Raw genomic sequence first — 3619 nt, forward strand, 5'->3', positions numbered from 1 at the left:
ATATAGCTAGTGATATTAGTTTGATATCTATTGATCCAGATCAAGAACAAAGTTATGTATATGATCAAGAGGATAAAAAGAATCTAGCTTCTCAAAGCATCTCAACAGATTTAGCATATGTTATCTATACATCTGGTACTACTGGGTTACCTAAAGGAGTAATGGTTGAGCATAGATCCTTATCATATTTCCTACAAGGAAATATAAGTTATTTAGATCTAAATAAATATAATATATTAAGTTTAACGGAATATGTATTTGATATATTTGGTTTAGAATATGGATTACCATTGATAACCGGTTCAAGTATATATCTTTCCCAAATAGACAATATTAATGAGAAACATCTAGAAAGCATTAATATGATTCAACAAACTCCTAGTGTTCTAAGTTTATTAGTTAATAATGCTAAAGATTGTTATAAAGATATATTTTGTTTAGTTGGCGGAGAAAGGCTAAGAGGTAATACTAGAGACTTATTACAAGAGAACTTTAAAAAAGTAATTAATTGTTATGGTCCTACAGAAAGTACTATTTGGAGTAGTTTTGGAAAAGTAGATAATAATGTTATTAATATAGGTAAACCACTTGATAATATTAAACTATATATCTTAGACCAACAAGGCCAGCCGACACCAATTGGCGTGATTGGAGAGTTATATATAGGAGGAGCTGGTTTAGCTAGGGGTTATTTGAATAGAGCTGAATTGACTGAAGAGAGGTTTGTATCTAATCCATTTGCTACAGAGAGTGATATAGCTAAGGGTTATACAAGATTGTATAAGACAGGAGATTTAGTTAGATGGTTGGAAGATGGTAATATTGAATATATAGGCCGTAATGATGATCAGGTTAAGATCAGAGGTTATAGGATTGAATTAGGAGAGATTGAAAATCAGTTATCTGCTATAGCTGGAGTTAAGCAATCATGTGTATTAGCTAAGGATAGGAATAATAATAAGTACTTAGTTGGTTATTATGTATCAGATGTAGAGTCATTAACTCAAGAAGAAATACTTAATCAATTATCTAAGGTATTACCAGAATATATGGTGCCAAGTGTATTGGTTAAGATTGACTCAATGCCATTGACAGTTAATGGTAAGTTAGATCGTAAGGTATTACCAGACCCTGAGTTTGTTAATGAAGATAGTTATGTAGCACCAGCTACAGAGCTTGAGGAGAAGTTGTGTACTATATTTGCTGAAGTACTTGGTTTAGAGAGAGTTGGTATTACAGATGATTTCTTTAGGATAGGTGGAAATAGTATATTAGCGATTAAGTTGTCACATAGACTCTCGAAAGAACTAGATAAAGAGCTAAGTGTAGCCAGTATATTTAGATATAAAAACATATCAAACTTACTTTCTTACTTATCAGAAATAAACCTAGCAATAATTAATAATTCAAATATAGAGATAGGTTTCGAGGAGATATTCTAAATGAATCTTATATACACTTTTAAAAAAAATAATATTTTATTATGGAAGGATGACCTTACAATTAGGGCTTTTTTTCCAGATAATTTAGAAAATATAAACTTTTATAGAGAAGTAATAAGGACTAATAAAGAACTTTTAATAAATGTTTTAAATAAAAATAAAATCTTTTCTAAGAATGATTTTAAGAAGAGAGTTATTTTTAATATTTCTGACTTAGATAAATATACATTATCGTTTGCCCAGGAGCGTTTATGGTTTATAGAGCAATATGAAGGAGGCAGTAATGCCTATCATATACCAATATTGGTGTCTTTGAGAGAAGGTGTAGATGTAGAAGCTATTAAACAATCAATATTATCAATAGTTGACAGACATGAAGTATTAAGGAATGTCTTTAGGCAAGATAATGAGGGTAATGATTATCAAGTTGTATTAAACGATAGTTTAGTAATTAATGAGTATGGCTATAAAGATATAGATATATCTAAACAGATTGATAGTGATATTAATACACCGTTTGATTTAACTAAAGATTATCCGATAAGAGTATCTTTATATAAAGAAGAGACAGATATTAAGTTATTAATTAATATGCATCATATAGCAAGTGATGGTTGGTCTATAGATATACTTATTAAAGAATTAACTGCTTATTATGATCATTATACAAATAATACTAAATTAACATTACCTGAACTAAGTATCCAATATAAAGACTTTGCAGTATGGCAAAGGGAATATTTACAGGGAGGTGAATTAGAGAAGCAAATAGGATATTGGAGAGATAGGTTATTAGGGTACGAAACACTTGATCTTCCGACTGATTATCCTAGACCAACAAAGATAGATTATAGTGGTGATAGTATTAGCTTTAAGATAGATGAAAATATATCAAATAAGTTAAGATTGATAGCTAGAGAGAATAATACATCATTATATTCGTTAATGTTGAGTGCATTTTATGTGTTGATGCATAAGTATACATCTCAAGAAGATATAGTGATTGGGACACCAATAGCTAATAGACATCATAGTCAGATACAGGATTTAATAGGTTTCTTTGTAAATTCATTAGCATTAAGAGAGCAGATAGATGGTAATGAATATATATTAGAATTAGTTAATAGAGTTTACACTAATTTAATAGAGGCACAAAGTCATCAAGATTTACCATTTGAGAGATTGGTAAGTGAGTTAAATATAGAGCAAGATCAAAGTAGGCATCCTATATTTCAGGTTATGTTTGGTTTACAGAGTTTTGGATCAGAAGGAAGTAAGCTATTTAAGCCAATAGATAGTTATAATAACTATAAGATAGCTAAGTTTGATTTAGAATGTTTTATAGATGATAGTAATAGTAAGTTACAAGTAAGCTTTAATTATGCTACTGCTTTGTATAGTAAAGATACAGTACAAAGGATGGCCAATGGTTATCAAGGGATATTAAATAGGTTAATACAAAGTCCAGAAACTAAGATTAAAGAATACACTCTTCTCTCAGAAAAGGATTATCAGGAGATAGTATATGAATGGAATGCTAGAGATAGAGATTGCCCTAAGGATAAGACGGTTTATGAATTATTTGAGGAGCAAGTTAAACAGAATCCTAATAATGTAGCATTAGTATTTGAAGATAAACGGCTTACATATAGGAAACTTAACCAAAGATCAAACCAATTAGCAAGGTACATCCGTAGGCAGTATAAGGAAGTAACGAATCAAGAGCTTGCTCCAGATATATTAATACCGTTATGCTTAGAAAGAAGTTTTGATATGGTGATAGGTATACTTGCAGTTATGAAAGCTGGAGGGGCGTATGTACCGATGGATCATGACTATCCGCAAGATAGGTTTAGACATATACTTGAAGATACACAAGCTAAGTTAGTTATCACACAGAGTCATTTAGAGAATAAGTTTGATTATATAGCTAAAGATCTTAGTTTGATATCAATTGATTCAGGTGAAGATCAAAGCTATGTATATGATCAAGAAGATAAGGAGAATCTACCTCCACAAAGTAGATCAATAGATTTGGCATATGTTATATATACATCAGGTACTACGGGACTACCTAAAGGTGTGATGGTTGAACATGAGGGTATTTTATCATTTGCTATTAATAATAATTTTGTAGATTATAATACTATTTCTTGTATTGCAGGAATATCTAGTTA

Annotated in this window: 2 protein-coding genes; both read left to right on the top strand. The window is 30.2% G+C overall.

The window, feature by feature from the left end:
• Positions 1–1442, top strand: a 1442-nt coding sequence (locus AB8E56_RS11265) for a non-ribosomal peptide synthetase (RefSeq protein ID WP_329481158.1), incomplete at its 5' end; no start/stop codon positions are given.
• On the top strand, positions 1443–3619 hold a 2177-nt coding region (locus AB8E56_RS11270; RefSeq protein ID WP_329481160.1), incomplete at its 3' end, for a condensation domain-containing protein.

This window comes from Francisella sp. 19X1-34 (genome assembly GCF_041102755.1).
In the GTDB taxonomy this organism is placed as follows: Bacteria; Pseudomonadota; Gammaproteobacteria; order Francisellales; family Francisellaceae; genus Francisella.